This is a genomic window from Bacillus sp. TH19 (assembly GCF_016651075.1).
Lineage (GTDB): Bacteria > Bacillota > Bacilli > Bacillales > Bacillaceae_G > Bacillus_A > Bacillus_A mycoides.
Window position 1 is genome coordinate 1,609,679 of sequence record NZ_JAEKEO010000007.1, and the last position, 21,761, is coordinate 1,631,439.

At 36.6% G+C, this 21,761-nt stretch carries 22 protein-coding genes and 1 other annotated feature; all 22 genes read left to right on the top strand.

What is annotated here, in order from left to right; genetic code table 11:
* The first annotated feature begins 81 nt into the window (after positions 1 to 81).
* The 22 genes from spoVE to uraA all read left to right on the top strand — a co-directional run bounded on the left by spoVE (position 82) and on the right by uraA (position 21,751).
* Positions 82 to 1,173 carry a stage V sporulation protein E gene (gene spoVE, locus JFU54_RS12240; RefSeq protein ID WP_002014736.1) on the top strand — a complete coding sequence of 364 codons (1,092 nt, stop codon included), beginning with the start codon at positions 82 to 84 and terminating at the stop codon, positions 1,171 to 1,173.
* A gap of 102 nt (positions 1,174 to 1,275) precedes the next feature.
* Complete coding sequence (gene murG / locus JFU54_RS12245) at positions 1,276 to 2,370, top strand: undecaprenyldiphospho-muramoylpentapeptide beta-N-acetylglucosaminyltransferase (protein ID WP_002088269.1); 1,095 nt, start codon at positions 1,276 to 1,278, stop codon at positions 2,368 to 2,370.
* A gap of 61 nt (positions 2,371 to 2,431) precedes the next feature.
* Positions 2,432 to 3,337, top strand: coding sequence for a UDP-N-acetylmuramate dehydrogenase (gene murB, locus JFU54_RS12250; protein ID WP_078184358.1), 906 nt, complete (start codon positions 2,432 to 2,434; stop codon positions 3,335 to 3,337).
* Between the two features lie 98 nt (positions 3,338 to 3,435).
* The gene (gene divIB, locus JFU54_RS12255; RefSeq protein ID WP_002014733.1) at positions 3,436 to 4,206 is read left to right on the top strand and encodes a cell division protein DivIB; all 771 of its coding nucleotides are present in this window, start codon (positions 3,436 to 3,438) and stop codon (positions 4,204 to 4,206) included.
* 401 nt (positions 4,207 to 4,607) lie between these two features.
* On the top strand, positions 4,608 to 5,909 hold the full coding sequence (gene ftsA, locus JFU54_RS12260) for a cell division protein FtsA (protein ID WP_002014731.1): 1,302 nt from the start codon (positions 4,608 to 4,610) through the stop codon (positions 5,907 to 5,909).
* Between the two features lie 39 nt (positions 5,910 to 5,948).
* A complete protein-coding gene (gene ftsZ / locus JFU54_RS12265; protein ID WP_002014730.1) occupies positions 5,949 to 7,103 on the top strand; it encodes a cell division protein FtsZ in 1,155 nt (384 codons plus the stop codon).
* Between the two features lie 453 nt (positions 7,104 to 7,556).
* Positions 7,557 to 8,474 (top strand): sigma-E processing peptidase SpoIIGA, encoded by a 918-nt coding sequence (gene spoIIGA / locus JFU54_RS12270; RefSeq protein ID WP_002165147.1) that lies wholly within the window; start codon positions 7,557 to 7,559, stop codon positions 8,472 to 8,474.
* Positions 8,475 to 8,493: 19 nt separating this feature from the next.
* Entirely contained in the window at positions 8,494 to 9,213 is a 720-nt protein-coding gene (gene sigE / locus JFU54_RS12275; RefSeq protein WP_002128857.1) for an RNA polymerase sporulation sigma factor SigE, read from the top strand.
* Between the two features lie 157 nt (positions 9,214 to 9,370).
* Entirely contained in the window at positions 9,371 to 10,150 is a 780-nt protein-coding gene (sigG, locus tag JFU54_RS12280; protein WP_002014725.1) for an RNA polymerase sporulation sigma factor SigG, read from the top strand.
* Positions 10,151 to 10,443: 293 nt separating this feature from the next.
* Positions 10,444 to 10,722, top strand: coding sequence for a YlmC/YmxH family sporulation protein (locus tag JFU54_RS12285; protein ID WP_012261605.1), 279 nt, complete (start codon positions 10,444 to 10,446; stop codon positions 10,720 to 10,722).
* A gap of 116 nt (positions 10,723 to 10,838) precedes the next feature.
* Positions 10,839 to 11,648 (top strand): peptidoglycan editing factor PgeF, encoded by an 810-nt coding sequence (gene pgeF, locus JFU54_RS12290; protein ID WP_002128855.1) that lies wholly within the window; start codon positions 10,839 to 10,841, stop codon positions 11,646 to 11,648.
* Between the two features lie 5 nt (positions 11,649 to 11,653).
* Positions 11,654 to 12,328 carry a YggS family pyridoxal phosphate-dependent enzyme gene (locus tag JFU54_RS12295; protein ID WP_002033757.1) on the top strand — a complete coding sequence of 225 codons (675 nt, stop codon included), beginning with the start codon at positions 11,654 to 11,656 and terminating at the stop codon, positions 12,326 to 12,328.
* Positions 12,329 to 12,347: 19 nt separating this feature from the next.
* Positions 12,348 to 12,818, top strand: a complete 471-nt coding sequence (locus JFU54_RS12300; RefSeq protein WP_002014721.1) for a cell division protein SepF — start codon at positions 12,348 to 12,350, stop codon at positions 12,816 to 12,818.
* Between the two features lie 6 nt (positions 12,819 to 12,824).
* Positions 12,825 to 13,088, top strand: a complete 264-nt coding sequence (locus JFU54_RS12305) for a YggT family protein (protein WP_002014720.1) — start codon at positions 12,825 to 12,827, stop codon at positions 13,086 to 13,088.
* Between the two features lie 15 nt (positions 13,089 to 13,103).
* The gene (locus JFU54_RS12310; RefSeq protein WP_002033759.1) at positions 13,104 to 13,871 is read left to right on the top strand and encodes a YlmH family RNA-binding protein; all 768 of its coding nucleotides are present in this window, start codon (positions 13,104 to 13,106) and stop codon (positions 13,869 to 13,871) included.
* An 89-nt stretch (positions 13,872 to 13,960) separates the two neighbouring features.
* Positions 13,961 to 14,467, top strand: coding sequence for a septum site-determining protein DivIVA (gene divIVA / locus JFU54_RS12315; protein WP_001131609.1), 507 nt, complete (start codon positions 13,961 to 13,963; stop codon positions 14,465 to 14,467).
* A gap of 51 nt (positions 14,468 to 14,518) precedes the next feature.
* Positions 14,519 to 14,743 (top strand) — a binding site (T-box leader).
* A gap of 72 nt (positions 14,744 to 14,815) precedes the next feature.
* Positions 14,816 to 17,581 carry an isoleucine--tRNA ligase gene (ileS2, locus tag JFU54_RS12320; RefSeq protein ID WP_201064511.1) on the top strand — a complete coding sequence of 922 codons (2,766 nt, stop codon included), beginning with the start codon at positions 14,816 to 14,818 and terminating at the stop codon, positions 17,579 to 17,581.
* A gap of 158 nt (positions 17,582 to 17,739) precedes the next feature.
* Complete coding sequence (locus JFU54_RS12325; RefSeq protein ID WP_002014715.1) at positions 17,740 to 18,069, top strand: TraR/DksA C4-type zinc finger protein; 330 nt, start codon at positions 17,740 to 17,742, stop codon at positions 18,067 to 18,069.
* Positions 18,070 to 18,194: 125 nt separating this feature from the next.
* Positions 18,195 to 18,653 carry a lipoprotein signal peptidase LspA gene (gene lspA / locus JFU54_RS12330; RefSeq protein ID WP_002128849.1) on the top strand — a complete coding sequence of 153 codons (459 nt, stop codon included), beginning with the start codon at positions 18,195 to 18,197 and terminating at the stop codon, positions 18,651 to 18,653.
* A 4-nt stretch (positions 18,654 to 18,657) separates the two neighbouring features.
* Positions 18,658 to 19,566, top strand: coding sequence for an RluA family pseudouridine synthase (locus JFU54_RS12335; protein WP_002033761.1), 909 nt, complete (start codon positions 18,658 to 18,660; stop codon positions 19,564 to 19,566).
* Positions 19,567 to 19,769: 203 nt separating this feature from the next.
* A complete protein-coding gene (gene pyrR, locus JFU54_RS12340; RefSeq protein WP_001156489.1) occupies positions 19,770 to 20,312 on the top strand; it encodes a bifunctional pyrimidine operon transcriptional regulator/uracil phosphoribosyltransferase in 543 nt (180 codons plus the stop codon).
* Positions 20,313 to 20,458: 146 nt separating this feature from the next.
* On the top strand, positions 20,459 to 21,751 hold the full coding sequence (uraA, locus tag JFU54_RS12345; protein WP_002014712.1) for a uracil permease: 1,293 nt from the start codon (positions 20,459 to 20,461) through the stop codon (positions 21,749 to 21,751).
* Positions 21,752 to 21,761: the final 10 nt, after the last annotated feature.

The following is a 21,761-nucleotide window of genomic DNA, read 5'->3' on the forward strand; positions in this document are numbered from 1 at the left end:
AAAACATCAGTAGGCTAACACCTACTGATGTTTTGTTACATAGGGCAAAGGTTCTGCCCAAAGAGGTGGTGTTCATGGGTAATGAAGAAAACGCCTGATTTTATTCTCATCATCGTTACACTTGCGTTGTTAACAATCGGAATGATTATGGTTTATAGTGCGAGTGCGGTTTGGGCCTCTTATAAAATGGGGGATTCATTCTTTTTTGCAAAAAGACAATTGTTATTTGCAAGTCTTGGGGTAGTAGCTATGTTTTTTCTGATGAAAATTGATTATTGGGTATGGCGTACGTATTCAAAAGTAATTTTACTAGTTTGTTTCGTTCTTCTTATTCTCGTTCTTATTCCTGGAGTAGGTCTCGTTCGTGGAGGGGCGCGAAGTTGGATTGGAATCGGGGCATTTTCTATCCAACCGTCAGAGTTTATGAAATTCGCGATGATTATTTTCTTAGCAAAATTTTTAGCGGAACGACAAAAATTAATTACATCTTTTAAACGAGGTTTACTACCGGCTCTTAGTTTTGTATTTCTTGCTTTTGGGATAATTATGTTACAGCCAGATCTTGGTACGGGAACGGTAATGATTGGGACATGTATTATTATGATATTTATTTCGGGAGCAAGGGTCTTTCACTTTGCAATGTTTGGTTTGCTTGGTGCAGCGGGATTTGTAGGGTTAATTGCATCAGCGCCATATCGAATGAAACGCATCACATCATATTTAGATCCGTGGTCGGATCCGCTCGGAAGTGGATTTCAAATTATCCAATCGTTACTCGCAATTGGACCTGGTGGTTTATTTGGGCTTGGACTTGGACAAAGTAGACAAAAATTTCTTTATTTACCTGAACCACAAACAGACTTTATATTTGCAATCTTATCCGAGGAATTAGGTTTTATTGGTGGTTCATTTGTGTTATTATTATTTAGTCTATTATTATGGCGTGGGATTCGTATAGCATTAGGAGCGCCAGATTTATATGGTACGTTTTTAGCAGTAGGTATTGTGGCGATGATTGCGATTCAAGTAATGATTAATGTTGGTGTTGTAACAGGACTGATGCCTGTTACCGGTATTACTTTGCCATTTTTAAGTTATGGTGGATCAAGTTTGACCTTAATGTTAATGGCAGTAGGTGTATTATTGAATATAAGTCGCCATTCTCGCTATTAAACCCTGTTTAAAAGACAGGGTTTTTCGTGTGTGTGTGAAAATACAATATGTATATAGAAATAAATACGATTGAATAAGAACAGGGAAGTGGAGGAATCAGTAGTGCGAGTATTAGTAAGTGGTGGGGGTACTGGAGGACATATTTATCCAGCTCTTGCTTTAATTAGAGAAATAAAAAAACTAAATCCGGAAGCAAGATTTTTATACATTGGTACAGAGAATGGATTAGAGAGTACCATCGTACCGAAAGCGGGTATTCCGTTCCAATCTATTGTTATAAGTGGATTTAAACGAAAAATATCTCTTGATAATGTAAAAACCGTGATGCGTTTCCTAAAAGGTGTTCAAGATAGTAAACGATATATTCGTCGTTTTAACCCTGATATTGTGATTGGTACGGGTGGATACGTATGTGGGCCAGTTGTATATGCTGCGGCTAAATTAGGTATTCCGACTATTGTCCATGAACAAAATAGTGTACCTGGTGTAACGAATAAATTTTTAAGTCGTTATGTCGATAAAGTTGCAGTTTGTTTTGAAGCAGCTGCAGAACATTTTCCACAGTCAAAAGTGGTTATGACAGGTAATCCACGTGCATCAGAAGTAATGGACCAAAATGGAATGAAAGGAAAACGTTCGGTAGGACTATCCCTTTCTAAAAAATCCGTGCTTATTTTTGGTGGGAGCCGCGGGGCTAGACCGATTAACGATGCTTTTGTAGAAGCGATTGAACAATTTGGGAATAAAAGTTACGAAGTATTATATGTAACAGGCGAAGTACATTATGATAAAGTTATGGAAGCCGTGAAACAAAAAGGGAATCCGAATAATGTTATTATTAAACCTTTTATTCATAATATGCCAGAGGTACTGACGGGTGTAGATCTTGTTGTTTCAAGGGCAGGGGCTACAACGCTTGCAGAATTAACAGCGTTAGGAAAGCCGAGTGTATTAATTCCAAGTCCGTACGTAACAAATAACCATCAAGAAAAAAATGCACGATCAGTTGTTGATAAAGGAGCAGCTAAAATGCTACTTGAAAAAGATTTAACATCTGAAACGCTTATTCGTGACATTGATGAGATTTTATTGGATACACAAACATTACAAAATATGAAACTGGCTACTAAGCAACTTGGTATTCCAGATGCAGCAAATAAGCTATATGAAGTAATGAACAAGCTTATTAAAAAATAACATTAGGTGAACGCCCCGCATATTACTGTAATAAGGAGACTTGATATGGGGGAGATTGTCTATGGAACAATTAGTAAAAGAGCTTTTAGAAGCAAATGTTGGTCGCGTGTTAGTTAATGAACCGTTAGCGCGTTACACGACTATGAAAATAGGCGGACCAGCTGATATTTTAATTGTACCAAAGCATGTTGCTGGTATTGAGAAGACTCTAGAGTTAGTAAAGAAGTACAAGACAAGGTGGACTGCAATTGGTCGTGGTTCAAATCTTCTCGTATCTGATCAAGGTATAGAAGGTGTGGTTATTCGTTTAGGAGAAGGATTAGACCATTTAGAAGTCGAAAAACATAGAGTAAGAGTCGGTGCTGGATATCCCCTTATTAAATTGTCAACTTTACTTAGTCGACAGGGATTAGCGGGCCTGGAATTTGCAAGTGGTATTCCAGGAAGTGTTGGCGGTGCAGTGTATATGAATGCAGGCGCTCATAAGTCCGACATATCGAGTGTATTAACGAAAGCTCGTATTTTGTTTGACAATGGAACAATTAATTGGTTGACGAATACCGAAATGGGCTTTTCTTATCGCACATCTGTATTGCAAATGAAACGCCCTGGTATTGTTTTGGAAGCTGAATTCCAATTGGAGGTAGGCGAACGCGAGGGAATTGTAAGAAGCATGCAAAAGAATAAAGAGTATCGCCGTGAAACGCAGCCTTGGAATTACCCTTGTGCAGGAAGTATATTTCGAAATCCAGTCCCCTATTTTGCAGGAGATTTAATAGAAAAATCAGGGCTTCGTGGTTATACAATAGGTGGAGCTCAAATTTCTGAAATGCATGGGAATTTTATTGTTAATACTGGTGTGGCCTCAGCGCAAGATGTATTAGACTTAATCGCATTGGTAAAGCGTACAATTAAAGATAAATTTGGTGTTGATATGCATACAGAAGTAGAAATAATTGGAAGATAACGGTTGTTCGTTCCGCTCATTATCATTTATGTTATAATAAGAAGATAAGAACGGCATGAGGAACATGCCGTTCTTTATGTTACATAGGGGGATCGTACATGAAAAATAGTAAAGTGATTAAACTACAAGATCGTGTACCAAAATTAAAGAATCAAAATAAAAAAAATAAGAAACCTGTTAATCATCGGTTAATTTTATACATATCGATTTTATTTTTATTAGTACTCTTTTTAATTTATTTTCGGTCTCCGCTTAGTAATATAAAAAAGATAAGTGTCTTTGGAAATCATTATATGACAGATGAACAAGTTATGAAGGAATCAGGTGTGACATATGATACGAGTTATTTCCGAGTAACAGCACATAAAGCAGAAGAAAACTTAACGAAACGAAAAGAAATTAAAGAGGTAAATGTAAAAAAACGTTTCCCAAACAAAATTGATGTTCATATCGAAGAATATTTAACAATTGGCTATATAAACAAAGATGGGAAATTACAACCGTTATTAGAAAATGGGAAAACACTCGATGTACTTCCGAACGGAAAGCTTCCAGTTGCAGCACCAATTTTTGAACCATTTAAAGAGGAAAAAATGAAGGAATTAATTGCAGAACTAGAAAAATTAACGCCAACTATTTTAAGGTCTATTTCTGAAATTCGTTATACACCAACGAACGCAAATGAAGATCATCTTACTTTATATATGAATGAAGGATATGAAGTGAGCACCACTATTCAAAATTTCGCAAAGCGAATGGAAGCTTATCCACTTATTTTAAAAACAATTGAACCTGGTAAGAAGGTTTTAATTGACTTAGAAGTGGGTGCATATACGAAGGAACTAGGTGCTGAAGAAAAGAAAGAATAGAATGATAGTTTTTACTGCGTTATTACGTATGAAATGAAACAAACGTTCTTTTATATGGATGCTAATTTGCAAGAATGCTTAATTTGATGAAAAAAATGTAAATTTTCTTAGATTCATACTAGGATTGGTACAAGTTTCACTTTTCTACAAGTACATCTTAGTGTAGACTTATACTTGGCGGTAATCTTTACACTTGAAATATAATTATTTCAAGATAGAGCAGTTATTCACAGGTTACTGCGATATTCTTAAATGAATGTTAAATAAAAATAAGAAAAATATAGGGTTAAAAAAGGGAAACGTACAAAGACGTTGAATATTTTTCTTATAAATAGTAAAGTTGCGATTGTTGTTCCATATATTGAGTTGTATGGTATAAATAAAGAAGGAGGTGCCAAAGAATGAACAGCAATGAAATATATGTTAGTCTTGACATCGGTACATCCAATGTTAAAGTCATCATTGGTGAAATGGTTAATGATAGCTTAAACATTATTGGTGTTGGAAACGTAAAATCAAATGGTTTGAAAAAGGGATCGATAGTTGATATAGATGAAACTGTTCGATCAATTAAAAAAGCAATTGAACAAGCTGAGCGCATGGTGGGTATCCACATTGAGCAAGTTGTAGTAGGTGTCAATGCAAACCAGGTACAGTTGCTCCCGTGTCACGGAGTAGTCGCTGTTTCAAATGAAGATCGTGAAATCGGGAATGAAGATGTCTTACGCGTTCTAGATGCAGCGCAAGTTGTGTCAATTGCTCCTGAACGTGAATTTATTGATGTGGTACCTCGACAGTTCATTGTAGACGGTCTTGACGAGATTAACGATCCACGCGGGATGATCGGTGTAAGATTAGAAATGGAAGGTACACTTATTACAGGCTCGAGAACTTTACTACATAACCTACTTCGTTGTGTAGAAAAAGCAGGTCTTGAAATTGTTGATATTTGTCTGCAACCTTTAGCGGCAGCGACAGTTGCGTTATCTTCGGATGAAAGAAATAGAGGGGTAGCCCTTGTTGATATGGGCGGAGGATCTACAACCTTATCTATTTTTAAAGATGGAGAGTTGCAAGCAACGAGCGTATTGCCATTAGGTGGAGATCATATAACGAAGGATATAGCGATTGGGCTGAAAACTTCAACAGAAAATGCAGATCAAATTAAGCTGAAATATGGACATGCTTTTTATGATACAGCATCTGAAGAAGAGATGTTTACGGTTCCTATTATGGGAAGCGATCAAACAGAACAATATTCTCAGTTGGAATTATCGGATATAATAGAGGCTCGTGTAGAGGAAATTTTAATGTTTGTTCAAGATGAAGTGCATAAGTTAGGAGTAAAGCAAGCTGCTTCTGGATATGTACTAACTGGTGGGATAGCTTCTATGCCAGGTGTTCTTGATCTTGCATACGATATTTTACATGAAAATGTTCGTATAGCAACTCCTGATTATATTGGTGTTCGTGAGCCTCAATATACAAGTGGAGTTGGATTAATTAAACATTCTTATCAAAAAGCTAAATTACGTGGGAAAAATGTGCAGGAAAAGCAAGAACATTTTGAACCAGTACCAGCACCAATGCCGGTACAACAGCAACCTGCGAAACAAAAAACTCGTAATCAAAACAATACTAATCAAAATGATGACCGCATGATGTCAAAAGTAAAACGTGCATTCCGTTATTTATGGGATTAAAATTGGACACGAAAAATGAGGTTCTAGGGGGATTTCGACATGTTAGAGTTTGATACTACTCAAGATCAATTAGCGAATATAAAAGTTATCGGTGTCGGCGGTGGCGGAAACAACGCTGTAAACCGTATGATTGAACACGGTGTACAAGGTGTAGACTTTATCGCTGTGAATACTGATGCACAAGCATTAAATCTATCAAAAGCTGAAACGAAAATGCAAATTGGTGGAAAATTAACGCGTGGACTTGGTGCAGGCGCAAACCCTGAAGTAGGGAAAAAAGCTGCAGAAGAAAGTAAAGAACAGATTCAAGAAGCGCTTCGTGGCGCGGATATGGTCTTCGTAACTGCTGGTATGGGCGGCGGAACTGGAACTGGTGCAGCTCCAGTTGTTGCTCAAGTTGCAAAAGAACTAGGCGCGTTAACAGTTGGTGTTGTAACACGTCCATTTACATTTGAAGGGCGTAAACGTGCAACTCAAGCTGCATCTGGTATTGCGTCATTTAAAGAAAATGTAGATACACTTATCGTAATTCCAAATGATCGCTTATTAGAGATTGTTGATAAAAATACGCCAATGTTAGAAGCGTTCCGTGAAGCAGATAACGTATTACGTCAAGGTGTTCAAGGTATTTCTGATTTAATTGCTACACCAGGTCTAATTAACTTAGACTTTGCAGACGTAAAAACAATTATGTCTAATAGAGGTTCTGCTTTAATGGGTATCGGTTCTGGTAATGGTGAAAATCGTGCTGCTGAAGCTGCGAAAAAAGCGATTTCTAGTCCATTACTAGAAACATCTATTGATGGAGCTCAAGGTGTTATTATGAACATTACGGGCGGCGCAAACTTAAGTTTATATGAAGTACAAGAAGCAGCAGACATTGTAGCTTCAGCTTCGGATCCAGAAGTAAATATGATCTTCGGTTCTGTTATTAATGAAGGATTAAAAGATGATATCGTTGTCACTGTAATTGCAACTGGTTTTGATGATAGTGCTTCGACACAACCACCAAAACCAATTATCCGTCCGACTGCGAATCACACACAACAGCAACAACAACCAGTAGCTCAACCTTCAAAACAACGTGAAGTTAAGCGTGAAATGAAACGTGAAGAGCCGGTTGTGCATGATCGTCATACAGATTCAGATGACATCGATATTCCAGCATTCTTACGTAACCGTCGTAGACGATAAAAGAAAAGGAGCTTTCATGCTCCTTTTTTTTGTTGTCTAAATGGAAAAGATCTGCTAAGCAGATCTTTTTTTATTATTTTGCATATGGAGAGCCCAGTCCTATTTTTAAGCCATAAGCTGTGATAAATTGAAACTTTAATTAATCGGGGGTGTTCATCCGAAAATGATTGTTAGCCCGACTCCCACTTAACTTCTGTACTTTTTTATAGTTGAATTTTGAGGCAGGGTCTTACTGCCCGCAAATAGCAAGATAAACTTTGTATATATATAATTCAATTATTATGTATACAAGTAAGAAATTTATATTATTCTATGAAAAATACATTTTTATTTTTTACCGACAGATTATGTCTAGAAATCACAAAATAACAAAAAAACCCCTCCACCAATTGACACACTTTCCTATTGGATATGCATTATACTAGTCTCAACTTAAAAAAAGAGGTGAATTGTTTGGTTGTTTACGCCGACATTGTCTGGTTGTTAAACGCCTGCATTGATTTTCTTTTACTTTTATTAACAGCCACCGTGTTAAAAAAGAGAATCAAAAGATGGAGGCTTGTGTTAGGGGCATTTATAGGTTCAACTATTGTTATTTTCGCCTTTACGCCTTTTGCTTCTATGATGACACATCCAATTATGAAACTATTGTACTCGTTACTTATTGTGTATACAGCATTTGGGTTTTCGACATTTAGAAATTATACACAAACTGTTTTTACTTTCTATTTTGTAACCTTTATGGTTGGTGGAGGATTAATTGGAACGCATTACTTTTTGCAAACGAACGAAATGGTAAATGGATTAGTTCAATCTAAATCAGTTTCTTACGGTGATCCAATTAGTTGGGTATTTGTTATTTTTGGTTTTCCAGTAATTTATTATTTTTCTAAAAAGCGTATAGAAAGCGTAGAGGTCACAAAGATACACTATGATCAAATCGTGAAAGTGGAAATTCAATTAGCTGGAGAGGAACTAGAATTAGCAGGTCTAATTGATAGTGGGAACCAACTTTATGACCCGTTAACGAAAACACCCGTTATGATTATGCATATTTCATCATTAGAACATTGTTTGCCAGCTTGGTTAACAGAACAAATTTATTCCAAAACAGAAATTCCTCAAATACCAGAAAATGATTCTGGATGGGCGACGAAACTACGTTTAATTCCTTTCCGAGCAGTAGGAGTAGAGAATCAATTTTTATGGGCAATTAAGCCAGATTGTGTGCGAGTTTATCATGAAGGTAGTTCGGTTGTTGTAAACAAAGTACTGATTGGATTAAATACACAACAATTATCTACTAATGGAGAGTATCAATGCATTGTACATCCGAAAATGTTGATTTCGCAAAAGATGGTAATTGCTTAATTATGAGAGGCGGGATAATATGGTGAAATTTAAATTTTATTTGGTATACCTTTGGTATAAAGTATTGCTGAAATTAGGAATTAAGACCGATGAAATTTATTATATTGGTGGAAGTGAAGCGTTGCCACCGCCGTTAACGAAAGAAGAAGAGGCAGTTCTTTTGAATAAATTACCAAATGGAGATCAAGCTGCGAGGTCGATGCTTATTGAACGTAACCTAAGGCTTGTTGTATATATAGCAAGAAAATTTGAAAATACAGGGATCAATATTGAGGATTTGATTAGTATAGGAACAATTGGTCTTATTAAGGCAGTGAATACATTTAATCCAGAAAAGAAAATTAAATTAGCAACATATGCATCTCGTTGTATAGAAAATGAAATTTTAATGCATTTGCGTCGAAATAATAAAAATCGTTCGGAAGTTTCTTTTGATGAACCGCTTAACATTGATTGGGACGGAAATGAACTGTTACTATCAGATGTTTTAGGTACAGATGATGACATTATTACAAAAGATTTAGAAGCTACTGTAGATCGTCATCTTTTAATGAAAGCATTGCATCAATTAAATGACCGTGAAAAACAAATTATGGAGCTTCGGTTTGGACTCGCTGGTGGCGAAGAGAAGACACAAAAAGATGTGGCTGACATGCTTGGAATTTCACAGTCTTATATTTCTCGTTTGGAAAAAAGAATTATAAAAAGATTACGAAAAGAATTTAATAAAATGGTGTGAAGAATAAGACCAGTCGGTATCTAGACTGGTCTTATTCTTTTTTTGTGCATTAGGAAATATGATATTTGTGAAAAATGATGGAAAAACCGTATGCATAAAATCCCCTTCAAAGGAAATACTTTACACTGTACAGCAACTCCCGATAGGAGGGAACACTTTGACGAGAAACAAAGTAGAAATTTGCGGTGTTGATACAGCTAAACTTCCAGTACTAAAAAATGAAGAGATGCGTAAATTATTTCGTGAAATGCAAAGTGGAGAGATAAGCGCCAGAGAGAAATTAGTGAATGGAAACTTACGTCTTGTACTGAGCGTCATCCAAAGATTTAATAACAGAGGAGAATATGTTGATGATTTATTTCAAGTTGGTTGCATTGGACTTATGAAATCCATTGATAACTTTGATTTAGGCCAAAATGTAAAGTTTTCAACGTATGCTGTGCCGATGATTATTGGAGAAATACGCAGATATTTGCGTGATAACAATCCAATTCGTGTATCTCGCTCATTACGAGATATTGCGTATAAAGCGTTGCAAGTAAGAGAAAAATTGATTGCTGAAAATTCAAAAGAACCAACAGCAATGGATATTGCGAAAGTTCTTGAAGTGACACATGAAGAGATTGTTTTTGCACTAGATGCGATTCAAGATCCGGTTTCATTATTTGAACCGATTTATAACGATGGAGGAGATCCTATCTTTGTTATGGATCAATTAAAGGATGAAAAACAAAAGGACGAGCAGTGGGTTGAAGAACTGGCGTTGAAAGAAGGAATGAAGCGTTTAAATGATCGTGAAAAAATGATTATTCGAAAACGTTTCTTTCAAGGAAAGACACAGATGGAAGTTGCCGAAGAAATTGGGATTTCTCAAGCGCAAGTATCACGTTTGGAGAAGTCTGCTATTAAGCAAATGAATAAGACGATTCAAGGATAAGGTCCTCACCAGTTATGGTGAGGTCTTTTTTATATATAATATTTTGCGCTCATAGTAGATTGGGTAGGTTCATATAATGAAAATAAAATGGATGTTCTATTAGTAGCGGTTATATACTGTTTATCCGCTTCGAAATTAGGCTGAAGTAAAAAGTTAGATGGAAGCGGGACTGCCCGTAAAAGTCCGATTGGCATGGGTTAATAATCAGTAGGGATGGGGATAATCCCACTGATTAAGGTTTCACTTTATTTGAGAGCGTACTTACGATTCATGATATAAGGGAGAGGATGAATATGATACGGATTTCGGAGTTTCAAATGAAGGATGTTGTAAATGTTTCAGATGGAAAGAGGCTTGGGAATATTGGAGATATTGATATTGATATAGACACAGGAAAGATTAGGGCGGTTATTATTTCTAAGCAGGCACGAATGCTTGGACTCTTTGGGAAGGAAGTAGAATTTGTGATTCCTTGGGAGCAAATTATGAAAATTGGAGAAGATGTCATACTTGTAAAAGTAGATCATGTTAATTCTGTAACAGAATCAATACAAACACCGACAATTTCATAAAGAATATTACAAATTCCTCTTTTTTTCTGTTGTCATTATGAAAAAATAAAAGTATGGTAAAATAGACAGGAAGTACCATACTTTTTTCTGTTATTTTAATTAAAAGGAGTCGCTTTATGAGAGAACCATTTAAATATGCGGACGGTATACTGTATTTACAAGCGTGGAAAGAACTTGGAAACATTACTGTTGGATTTACGACAAAAGATGGTGGAGTAAGTACAGGCTCCTTTCATGCGATGAATTTAGGATTACATGTGAATGATATCGTGGAGAATGTTCATGAAAACAGACGCATTTTAGCTAATAAGTTACAAAAACCATTAGAAAAATGGATTTGCTCTGAACAAGTTCATGACCATCATGTTGAGAAAGTAGGACTGCAAGAAAAAGGGAAAGGCGTTTATTCATATGAAGACGGTATTCCAAAAACGGATGGCATTTATACGACTAACAAAGATGTTCTCTTAACATCTTGTTACGCTGATTGTGTTCCGCTCTATTTTTATGCACCATCACATGATATGATAGGACTTGCGCATGCTGGGTGGAAAGGGACTGTAACAGAGATTGCGAAAGAAATGATTCAAAAGTGGAATGCAGAAGGTGTTTCAAGTGATGAAATTCATGTCGCAATTGGTCCTGCAATCGGATCATGTTGTTATGTTGTTGATGATCGTGTATTAACAGCAGCACAGCAAGTAGTAAACGGATCTGTTCCTCATAAAGTAATTTCTGATGGTCAGTATGCAATTAATTTAAAAGAAGTTAATCGTATATTATGTGTACAAGCAGGCATAAAAGAAGAACATATTGTAATGTCATCTCTTTGTACAAGCTGTGAAGAACAATTATTTTTCTCTCATCGTCGTGATCAAGGTAAGACGGGGAGAATGTTGAGTTTCATAGGTTTTAAGGAGGAGTGAAGTAAGTGACAGTGCAAGGGAATTTAGCAGATGTAAACGAAGTAATTAAAGAATCTTGTGTACGAGCTGGACGTTCGATGAAAGATATTAAGCTCGTTGCAGTTACAAAAACTGTAGGGATTGAAAAAACAAGCGAAGTAATTGAAACAGGAATTATTGATTTAGGTGAAAATAGAAATGAAGGTTTCTTACAAAAATACGAGCATTTCGGTTCAAAAGTGAATTGGCATTTTATTGGATCATTGCAAACGAGAAAAGTAAAAGAAATCATTAATGAGATTGATTATTTACATTCATTAGATCGTCTTTCGCTTGCAAAAGAAATTCAAAAACGTGCTGATAAGAAAGTTAAATGCTTTATTCAAGTGAAAACATCATCTGAAGAATCAAAGCAAGGATTGGCGATAGAAGAAACAATTTCTTTTATTCAAAGTTTGCAAGAATTGGATAAGATTGAAGTGGTAGGATTAATGACAATGGCTCCGTTTACAGGAGAAGAGGAAGAGATTCGTCGCTGCTTTAAGGAATTGCGCATGCTACAAACAGAGGTGCAGGAGCTAGAATTATTACATGCACCATGTAAAGAATTATCAATGGGAATGTCAAATGATTACACGATTGCAATTGAGGAAGGCGCTACATATATTCGTTTGGGAACGGTTTTAGTAGGAAAAGCGTAGGAGGAAGGAGAAAGTTATTATGAGTTGGTCAAAAGTAAAATACTTCTTTTTTGACACACCGGAAGAAAAAGAAGCAGCTCAATATAGTTATGAAAAGGAGCAAACAGACATGAAAAAGCAACAAGATCCCCCAGAACAACAAGATGTTCCGTTTGCGAAAGTGCAACCGAAGCAAAATGTAGTGAGTATTGAAACAGCGAAGCAATCTTCAAAAGTTGTTTTACTAGAACCACGTACATATTCGGAAGCGCAAGGCATTTCGGATCACTTAAAAGGTAGACGAGCTGTTGTAATTAATTTGCAAAGAATGTCTACAGATCAAGCTGTACGTATCGTTGACTTTTTAAGTGGTACTGTATACGCTATAGGCGGGGATATTCAAAAAATAGGCCCGAAAACATTTATGTGTACACCTGAAAATGTTGATATCGTTGGTGCGATTTCAGAGTTATTCGGTGAAGAAGAAGAGACAAATATAAAGAGGTGGTAATACGCCATGACAACAGTTTTAACAGTGTTACTTACTGCTATCGAGATTTACTCGTGGGCACTAATTATTTACATTCTCCTATCATGGTTTCCTGGCGCAAAGGAATCAGCTTTTGGAGATTTTCTTGCGCGTATTTGCGAACCGTATTTAGAGCCGTTTAGGAGGTTTATTCCACCATTTGGTATGATTGATATTTCTCCACTTGTTGCTATTGTTGCCTTGAAACTTGCTAGAGGTGGCTTAGTGAGTTTATTCAACTATTTTTTATAGTGTGAGGTTAAATACATGAGCATCTATGAGCATTTTAGACCTGATGAAGAGGTCTTTGTGGATAAAGTATTAGAGTGGAAACAGGCTGCTGAGTACCATCAAGTCAAGTTAACAGATTTTCTTGATCCAAGACAGCAACAAATTGTTTCTATGGTAATAGGGCAAGGAGATGTAGCTGTACGGTTTGATGGTGCGATGCCTGAAGCCGAACGGAAAAGAGCACTAATTTATCCAGATTATCTAGAATTAAATGAAGAGGAATTTCAAGTAGAAGTATTAGAAATTGACTATCCTTCCAAGTTTTTTACGCTAGAACATAGGCAAATATTAGGTGCATTCATGTCGCTTGGTTTAACAAGGGAAAAATGTGGTGATATTTTGCTTCAAGAAGACCGTGCCCAAATTGCAGTTGCCAAAGAAGTTGTATCGTATATTGAAATGAACTTACAATCAATAGGGAAAATGAAAGTCACACTCTCTCCTATACAAGTAGAGAAAATTTTGCGTGTAGGTGAAAAATGGGGAGAAAAATCTGGGACTGTTTCGTCACTTCGTCTAGATGTTTTATTAGCTGAAATGCTACATATATCTAGGCAGAAGGTACAGCCTCTTATAAAAGGTGGCTTAGTAAAAGTCAATTGGAAAACAGTAGAGCAAACTTCGTATGAATGTTTTCCAGGGGATGTTTTCTCGGTTAGAGGGTATGGACGAAGTAAATTATTTTCTGTAGAAGGTAAAACGAAGCGCGACAAATGGAGAGTTTTGTATGGTATACTAAAATGATTGGTTTTTTAGAAGGAAATTCTCTTATTTTGTCGAAGAAAAGATATAATTGAAAGAGGAAATTTAGATAACTACTTGGAGGTGGCGTTGTGCCGTTAACACCATTAGATATTCATAACAAAGAATTTGGTCGCGGATTTCGTGGCTACGATGAAGATCAAGTAAATGAGTTTCTTGATCAAATCATCAAAGATTATGAATTAGTCATTCGTGAGAAAAAAGCTTTAGAAGAAAAGGTTGCACAATTAGAAGGAAAGTTAGATCATTTTTCTAATATTGAAGATACGCTGAACAAATCTATCATTGTCGCACAAGAAGCTGCTGAAGAAGTGAAGCGTAATGCACAAAAAGAAGCAAAATTAATTGTACGTGAAGCAGAAAAAAATGCAGATCGTATCATTAATGAAGCGTTAGTGAAATCAAGAAAAGTTGCTTTTGATATTGAAGAGTTGAAGAAACAAGCGAAAGTATTCCGAACTCGTTTCCGTATGTTATTAGAAACACAACTTGAAATGTTAAACAACGATGATTGGGATAAACTAATTGAATTAGAAGACGAAGTGGACGAACTGTTGAAAAAAGAAGAAACAGTGTAAGCTTGACGTTTTTCTCATTATTACATATAATTTTAAACAGCATATTTATTAAGAAAAACGAAGATAGGGATAAGTACCTTTTTCATACCTTATATAGCGAACTGAGGATGGTGTAAGCTCAGGATAAGGAGATAATGGGAATATCACCCTGGAGTTCCGCGCTGAACAAATTTAGTAAGCGTAGGCGTATATTCGCGTTAAGAATATAAAGAGGACCTTATGCATTTGTATATGGTCTACTAGGGTGGTACCGCGGGAGACTTTCTCGTCCCTTTTTGGGGATGAGAGGTCTCTTTTTTATTCCCTTTTTTAAGGTCTGTCGTTTATATATTTAAGGAGGAATTGAGCATGGAGTACAAAAATACATTACTAATGCCAAAAACAGAATTCCCGATGCGTGGGAATTTACCGAAACGTGAGCCTGCAATGCAAGAAAAATGGGCTGAAATGAATATTTATGAAAAGGTACAAGAACATACGAAAGGCCGTCCTTTATTTGTACTACATGATGGACCTCCATATGCAAATGGTGACATCCATATGGGACACGCACTAAATAAAGTGTTAAAAGACTTTATTGTTCGTTTTAAATCAATGACCGGATACTGTGCACCATATGTACCAGGTTGGGATACACACGGTTTACCAATTGAGCAAGCTTTAACAAATAAAGGTGTAAAGCGTAAAGAAATGACAGTTGCTGAGTTCCGTAAGTTATGTGCAGAGTATGCATATGAGCAAGTAGAACGTCAACGTGAACAATTTAAGCGTTTAGGTGTACGTGCAGATTGGGATAATCCATATATTACTTTAGAGCCAGCTTATGAAGCACAACAAATTAAAGTGTTTGGTGACATGGCGAAAAAAGGTTATATCTATAAAGGACAAAAACCAGTTTACTGGTCTCCAACAAGTGAATCAGCTTTAGCAGAAGCTGAAATTGAATATCAAGATAAAAAATCAGCATCTATTTACGTAGCATTCCCTGTAAAAGATGGAAAGAACGTATTAGAAGGTGATGAGAAATACATTATTTGGACAACAACGCCTTGGACGTTACCTGCAAACTTAGGTATTTCTGTTCACCCAGAACTTGAATATGCTATTGTGAAAGTAAATGATGAGAAATATATCATCGCTTCTGAACTATTTGAGACAGTTGCAAAAACGTTAGAGTGGGAAAATGCTGAAGTTGTGAAAACGGTAAAAGGTAGCGAACTTGAGTATACAGTTGCAAAACATCCATTCTACGATCGTGACTCATTAGTTATGCTAGGAGAGCACGTAACAACAGATGCAGGTACAGGTTGTGTTCATACAGCACCAGGACACGGGGAAGATGACTTCGTTGTTGGTAAAAAGTATGGCTTAGAAGTACTTTGCCCAGTTGATGATAAAGGTGTATTAACAAATGAAGCACCTGGATTTGAAGGCTTATTCTATGATAAAGCTAACAAGCCAATTACGGAAAAATTAGAAGAAGTAGGCGCGTTACTGAAACTAACATTCATTACGCATTCATACCCACATGATTGGAGAACGAAAAAACCAATTATTTTCCGTGCGACAGCGCAGTGGTTTGCATCTATTGAAGCGTTCCGTAAAGAATTATTAGAAGCTGTTGCGGAAACAAAATGGGTACCAGCATGGGGAGAAACTCGTCTTCATAATATGGTTCGTGACCGTGGTGACTGGTGTATTTCTCGTCAGCGTGCATGGGGTGTGCCAATTCCTGTATTCTATGCAGAAAATGGTGATCCAATTATTACAGATGAAACAATTAATCATGTAGCAGATTTATTCCGTGAGCACGGTTCTAACGTATGGTTCGAGCGTGAAGCGAAAGATTTATTACCAGGAGGATTTACACATACAGGTAGCCCAAATGGTGAATTCCGTAAAGAAACAGACATCATGGATGTATGGTTCGATTCAGGTTCTTCTCACCAAGCGGTATTAGAAGAGCGCGAAGACTTACAACGTCCAGCTGATTTATATTTAGAAGGATCTGACCAGTATCGTGGTTGGTTTAACTCTTCATTATCAACAGCAGTTGCTGTAACTGGTAAAGCTCCGTATAAAGGCGTACTAAGCCATGGTTTCGTACTAGATGGTGACGGACGTAAAATGAGTAAGTCGATTGGAAACATCGTCGTACCGAAGAAAATTATGGATCAATTAGGCGGAGACATTTTACGCTTATGGGTATCTTCTGTTGACTATCAATCTGATGTACGTATTTCAGATGATATTTTAAAACAAGTAGCAGAAGTGTATCGTAAAATCCGTAACACATTCCGTTTCTTATTAGGAAACTTAGATGATTTTAATCCAAGTGAAAATACAGTAGCGGTAGCTGAACTTCGTGAAGTAGATCGTTACATGTTAGTGAAGTTAAATGACTTAATTACAAAAGTAAAAGATGCATATGAAACATATGACTTTGCTGCTGTATATCATGCAATTCACAACTTCTGTACAATTGATCTAAGTTCATTCTACTTAGACTTTGCAAAAGACATTTTATATATTGAAGGTGCAGATCACGCGGATCGTCGTGCAATTCAAACTGTATTATATGATGTTCTTGTTGCATTAACGAAACTTGTAACGCCAATCTTACCTCATACAGCTGATGAAGTATGGCCATATGTTCCTGGTGCAGAAGAAGAAAGCGTACAGTTAACTAATATGCCAGAAGCTACAGAAGTAGAGGGTTCAGAAGCGTTAAGAGCAAAATGGGATGCATTTATGACATTACGTGATGACGTTTTAAAAGCGTTAGAAGTAGCTCGTAATGAGAAAGTAATTGGTAAGTCATTAAATGCGAGCATTACGCTATATCCGACTGCAGAAATGAAGGCTATGCTAGAGTCTATTAGCGAAGACTTAAAGCAATTATTCATCGTCTCTGAGTATAAACTTGGTGGTACAATTGAAGAAGCACCAACAGATGCACCAAAGTATGAGCATACAGCTGTAGTTGTAGCACAGGCGACAGGTGAGACGTGTGAACGTTGTTGGGTTGTTTCAGAAACAATTGGTAAAGATGCAGAACATGAAACATTATGTGAGCGTTGTGCAACGGTTGTTAAAGAAAATTATGTAAAATAATGAAAAAAAGCTGACTGCTCATAATAGCAGTCAGTTTTTTGTTGATGATATATCAAAATAACTTTCACTCTCTTTCCTATGAAGGAAAAATGTGTGTGAGGTAAGCGTGGAAATTTCGGACACACTAATTGTACATTGCAGCTGGGAGGAATGTACACGTGAATGAAATTTATATGGAAATAAAAGAAGAATTACAATTGATGAGAAAAGAGTTGCAAGATAGATTGGCAAAAGAAGTAATGCACACATACTATATGGAATTTGGGCAAGAACTTGGATACGAAATAAAGGAAGAGACAAAGAAAAAATTGCTATTACATGATATAAAAGAGGATTTAAAAGATGTAGAACGTGCATTGTTTAAAATGGAAATAGATATGTACGGTATTTGTGAAGAAACTGGAAGAGCGATTTCTACAAAACAAATGAAAACAATGCCGACTGCTCGTACTATTCATGAATTTTTCTATGAAAAGGTAAATGTATGAAATACGCACAACGATATTATGTTACCTTTTTTTAATTTATTTTATTCTTCTACAAAGGTTCATTGTGAAAAGGTAGCAGCTATGCTAAAATTTTGAGGTACACTGTCTTTGTGGGGGAAATGAAAATGATATATTATGTAATAGCGTTATTTGTCATTGCCATCGATCAAATATCGAAGTGGCTAATTGTAAAGAACATGGAATTGGGTACGAGCATTCCGATTATCGATAATGTATTATACATAACATCTCATCGAAATAGAGGAGCTGCCTGGGGTATTTTAGAAAATAAAATGTGGTTTTTCTACATTATTACAGTCATTTTCGTAGCATTTATCGTATTTTATATGAAAAAATATGCGAAAACGGACAAGCTTCTAGGTATTTCATTAGGTCTAATTTTAGGCGGAGCAATTGGCAATTTTATTGATCGTGTATTTAGACAAGAAGTAGTGGATTTCATTCACGTGTATATTTTCTCGTACAACTATCCGGTATTCAATATAGCTGACTCAGCATTATGTATTGGAGTTGTATTAATTATTATTCAAACAGTATTAGAAGGAAAGAAAGCGAAGGAGTAATTGAATGAGTGAAGTAGTACAAGTAACAGTTGCAGAAGAACAAAAAAGCGAGCGAATTGATAAATTCGTTGCAGAAATAAACAGTGAATGGTCACGTTCACAAGTGCAGCAATGGATTAAAGATGCTGTTGTGACAGTAAATGGGAAATCAGTTAAAGGGAATTATAAAGTAAAAGGAAATGATGAAATTACAGTAACAATTCCCGAGCCAGAAGAGTTAGATATTCAACCGGAAGATATGAATTTAGAAGTTTATTATGAAGATGCCGATGTACTAGTTGTAAATAAGCCGCGTGGCATGGTAGTACATCCAGCACCAGGGCATACGAAGGGTACGCTTGTAAACGGACTTATGCATCATTGTACAGACCTATCAGGTATTAACGGTGTAATGCGTCCTGGTATAGTACACCGTATTGATAAGGATACATCTGGATTATTAATGGTTGCTAAAAATGATATGGCGCATGAATCACTTGTAAATCAACTTGTAGCAAAAACGGTAACAAGACGTTATAAAGCGATTGTACATGGTGTAATTCCACATGATAAAGGAATAATTGACGCTCCAATTGGTCGTGATAAAAAAGAACGTCAAAGTATGACTGTTGATGAAAATGGTAAGAATGCAGTTACACATTTCCAAGTGTTAGAGCGATTTAAGGATTTCACACTTGTAGAATGCCGCTTAGAAACGGGACGTACACACCAAATTCGTGTTCATATGAAATATATTGGTTATCCACTTGCAGGGGATCCAAAGTATGGTCCGAAGAAAACATTAGATATGAATGGACAAGCACTTCATGCAGGGATTTTAGGTTTCGATCACCCTCGTACTGGTGAATATATTGAGTTTGAGGCACCGATTCCAGAAGTGTTTGAAGAAGCGCTAAATATTTTACGGAAATAGTATTGACAAATCATAAGAAAACTGAGATACTGACAACAGTTAAATAATGATCCTTTAACACAGCCCCGTGAGGTTGAGAAGGTAACGGTTTGAAATACTTAGGGTATGTTGTACCCTTTTTTCAAAAGTCCTCTCGCACACGCTGAGAGGACTTTTTTTATACCATTACTCTCACGCAAGAAAAAAACTTGGAGGTGTAGAGCATGCAAGAGAAAGCTGTCGTTTTAGATGACCAAATGATTCGCCGCGCTTTAACACGAATTAGTCATGAAATCGTGGAACGAAATAAAGGTGTCGATAATTGCGTTCTTGTCGGAATAAAAACACGTGGAATTTTTATTGCACAACGTTTGGCAGAACGAATTGGTCAAATTGAAGGAAAAGAGATGGAAGTAGGAGAGTTAGATATTACGTTGTATCGTGATGATTTAACACTACAATCCAAACATAAAGAACCACTTGTAAAAGGTTCTGATATTCCTGTAGATATTACGAAGAAAAAAGTTATCCTTGTGGATGATGTGTTATATACAGGAAGAACAGTTCGAGCAGCAATGGATGCTCTTATGGATTTAGGTAGACCATCACAAATCCAATTAGCTGTTCTTGTTGATAGAGGTCATCGTGAATTACCAATTCGCGCTGATTATGTAGGAAAGAACATTCCAACATCTAGTGAAGAGCGTATCGAAGTTGATTTGCAAGAGACAGATCAACAAGATCGAGTAAGCATATACGATAAGTAAAGCCCTTTTAAATGTAGTCCTGTGAGGCTGCCAAAGGGTCTTGGCTTTCATATGTCAAATTTGGCATACGAAAGTGTAGGACTCTTTGTGCACAGGCACAAAGAGTTTTTTTATTGCAAAAATTAAAACTGAAGGAGGATGTAACAATGGAGCAAAAGCCAGTGTTAGACATTCATGAAGTACCGAAACCGGGAAAATGGTTATTATTAAGTATACAACATTTGTTCGCGATGTTTGGATCAACAGTGCTTGTTCCGTTTTTAACAGGACTGAATCCATCAGTAGCTTTAATATCAAGTGGATTAGGAACGCTAGCGTTTCTTCTAATAACGAAAGGTCAAGTACCAGCATATTTAGGATCATCATTCGCCTTTATTGCACCAATTATTACAGCAAAAACAGCAGGTGGACCTGGAGCAGCGATGCTTGGAGGAATGCTTGCGGGACTTGTGTACATCTTAATCTCACTCGGAATTAAGAAATCTGGGTCAGAATGGATTATGAAATTACTTCCGCCAATCGTAGTTGGGCCAGTCGTAATGGTAATCGGTTTATCTTTAGCACATACAGCAGTGAACATGGCGATGAACGGTGCGGATGGTAAGTATAGCATTACACACTTTTCAGTAGCATTAGTAACATTAGCAATTACAATCATTTGCTCCATATTCGGGAGAGGATTTTTCAGTATCATACCAGTGCTACTTGGAATCATCGGCGGGTATATATTCGCTTACTTCCAAGGGCTAGTAGATTTAAAGCCAGTAGCTGAGGCAAAATGGTTTGTCATACCAGACTTCACAGTACCGTTTGTAACATATACTCCGGAGTTTTCATGGAAAATTGTACTCTTAATGGTGCCAGTTGCACTTGTAACAATTTCAGAACATATCGGACATCAAATTGTACTTGGAAATGTTATTAAAAGAGATTTAATTGAAAAACCAGGTTTACATCGTTCAATCTTCGGTGATGGGATAGCAACATTGATCGCATCACTAATAGGAGGACCACCGAATACAACGTACGGTGAAAACATCGGTGTGCTAGCAATTACGAGAGCATACAGTGTATACTTATTCATCGGTTCAGCAGTGTTCGCAATCATGTTTGGATTTATCGGGAAGATTTCAGCACTGATTCATTCGATTCCAACACCAGTTATGGGTGGTGTATCAATCTTACTCTTCGGTGTAATCGCATCAAGTGGTTTACGTATGATGGTAGACGATAAAACAGACTTAGGTGACAAACGAAACTTAATGATTGCATCAGTTATACTAGTAATCGGTATCGGCGGAGCGGTACTGCACGTAGGTGAATCGTTCCAAGTAGAAGGAATGGCGTTAGCAGCAATTGTAGGTGTACTATTAAATCTACTACTACCAGAGACAAAACAAACAAATAAAACAAAACAATCTAAGCAGATTGCTTCATAAAAATAACCTT

Excerpts from the sequence above, each read along its gene's own strand:
- spoVE (WP_002014736.1), top strand. The coding sequence starts at position 82 with ATGAAGAAAACGCCTGATTTTATTCTCATCATCGTTACACTTGCGTTG.
- murB (WP_078184358.1), top strand. The coding sequence starts at position 2,432 with ATGGAACAATTAGTAAAAGAGCTTTTAGAAGCAAATGTTGGTCGCGTG.
- divIB (WP_002014733.1), top strand. The coding sequence starts at position 3,436 with ATGAAAAATAGTAAAGTGATTAAACTACAAGATCGTGTACCAAAATTA.
- ftsA (WP_002014731.1), top strand. The coding sequence starts at position 4,608 with ATGAACAGCAATGAAATATATGTTAGTCTTGACATCGGTACATCCAAT.
- ftsZ (WP_002014730.1), top strand. The coding sequence starts at position 5,949 with ATGTTAGAGTTTGATACTACTCAAGATCAATTAGCGAATATAAAAGTT.
- sigE (WP_002128857.1), top strand. The coding sequence starts at position 8,494 with ATGGTGAAATTTAAATTTTATTTGGTATACCTTTGGTATAAAGTATTG.
- JFU54_RS12285 (WP_012261605.1), top strand. The coding sequence starts at position 10,444 with ATGATACGGATTTCGGAGTTTCAAATGAAGGATGTTGTAAATGTTTCA.
- pgeF (WP_002128855.1), top strand. The coding sequence starts at position 10,839 with ATGAGAGAACCATTTAAATATGCGGACGGTATACTGTATTTACAAGCG.
- JFU54_RS12300 (WP_002014721.1), top strand. The coding sequence starts at position 12,348 with ATGAGTTGGTCAAAAGTAAAATACTTCTTTTTTGACACACCGGAAGAA.
- JFU54_RS12305 (WP_002014720.1), top strand. The coding sequence starts at position 12,825 with ATGACAACAGTTTTAACAGTGTTACTTACTGCTATCGAGATTTACTCG.
- JFU54_RS12310 (WP_002033759.1), top strand. The coding sequence starts at position 13,104 with ATGAGCATCTATGAGCATTTTAGACCTGATGAAGAGGTCTTTGTGGAT.
- ileS2 (WP_201064511.1), top strand. The coding sequence starts at position 14,816 with ATGGAGTACAAAAATACATTACTAATGCCAAAAACAGAATTCCCGATG.
- lspA (WP_002128849.1), top strand. The coding sequence starts at position 18,195 with ATGATATATTATGTAATAGCGTTATTTGTCATTGCCATCGATCAAATA.
- JFU54_RS12335 (WP_002033761.1), top strand. The coding sequence starts at position 18,658 with ATGAGTGAAGTAGTACAAGTAACAGTTGCAGAAGAACAAAAAAGCGAG.
- pyrR (WP_001156489.1), top strand. The coding sequence starts at position 19,770 with ATGCAAGAGAAAGCTGTCGTTTTAGATGACCAAATGATTCGCCGCGCT.
- uraA (WP_002014712.1), top strand. The coding sequence starts at position 20,459 with ATGGAGCAAAAGCCAGTGTTAGACATTCATGAAGTACCGAAACCGGGA.